General features: G+C 78.2%; 1 protein-coding gene and 1 pseudogene. One reads left to right on the top strand and one right to left on the bottom strand.

Going from position 1 to position 1129, the window contains the following annotated elements; all coding sequences use genetic code 11:
- Nucleotides 1-426 (top strand): annotated as a pseudogene (locus tag AB0O00_RS40755) (hypothetical protein); the annotation flags it as partial.
- Between the two features lie 172 nt (nt 427-598).
- Here AB0O00_RS40755 and AB0O00_RS40750 read toward each other — a convergent pair.
- Complete coding sequence (locus AB0O00_RS40750) at nt 599-1108, bottom strand: universal stress protein (RefSeq protein ID WP_363659701.1); 510 nt, start codon at nt 1106-1108, stop codon at nt 599-601.
- Between the last annotated feature and the right edge of the window lie 21 nt (nt 1109-1129).

Genomic DNA, 1129 nt, shown 5'->3' with positions numbered 1-1129 from the left:
AACTGCAACCTGATCGACCACACGCAGTACGACCACGGCTCGCTCCTCGCCACCGTCGAGCGACTGTTCGGACTGGCCCCGCTCACCGACCGCGACGCCCGGGCGAACGACTTCCTCCACCTGCTCTCCGCCGACGCCCCGCGCGACGCGCCCCGCACCCTGCCCGACCCGGCCGAATCGGGCGTCACGTGGAAGGCCGAGACCGCCGCCCCGGCCGATCCCGGCCGGCCCGTCACGGCGACCCTGCGCGGCTTCGTCGAGACCGCCGCGATCCAGGAGGCGCGCCTGCACCCGGACGAGCACGACCGGATCCGTGAACGGGCCGCCGGGATCGGCACGGTGGCCGACGCCGAGCGGTACCTCGCGGACATCACCGGCCAGCTGGGCCGGGCCGGACTGCGCATCGCCCGCCCACCGCGCGGCTGACCGCCGCTCCGCGGCACCCGAACGTTCGGTACCGCGGCGGCGCCGGCCTCAGGGGCACGCTCGCCACCCGGACCGTCCGCCGCGGGACGGCGGCCGGCAGCGCCACCAGCAGCGCCGCAGCCGTGAACAGCACGAAGTGGCCGCCCTCCGGCCCCGGCATGCGCACGGGCGGCTACCCCTTCATCGCCGCGAGTTCGGCGGCCTGGCCGGTCGGCAGGTGCCACCGGGTCCGCCGGTGCAGGGACTCCAGCTCGCGCTGGAGCGGCGGGGTCGGGACGGTCAGCACCGGGCAGGCGGCCTCGCGCAGGCAGTAGGACGCGACCGCGCGCCGGAAGCCCCGGCGGAGCAGGCCGCCACCGTGGCCGAGGACGAGGAGGTCGTCGGGCCGGTCGGCGATGTGGACGAGGGCCGGGCCGGTCTCGCCTCGGACGACGACCGGGTGCACCGGCACGCCGGCGTCGGCACCCGCGAAGGCCGCGTCGAGCGCATCCCGGAGCCGCTGGTCGGCGGCGGCACGGGCGGCCGTGAGCAGCGGCGGGCAGGGCGAGCGGCGGTACCCGAGCTCGCCGCCCGGGGGCTCCCAGGCGAGCACCGGCACCAGCGCGGCGCCGGTGCGGCGGGCCTCGGCGGCGGCGCGGTGCAGCGCCGCGAGGCTGCCCAGTGAGCCGCTGACCCCGACCACCACCCGGGTGGTCGCGCAGTC

Source organism: Kitasatospora sp. NPDC093558, from assembly GCF_040683475.1.
Classification (GTDB): domain Bacteria; phylum Actinomycetota; class Actinomycetes; order Streptomycetales; family Streptomycetaceae; genus Kitasatospora.
The sequence above is the reverse complement of the archived record's forward strand: the minus strand, read 5'-3'. Positions and strand labels throughout refer to the sequence as shown.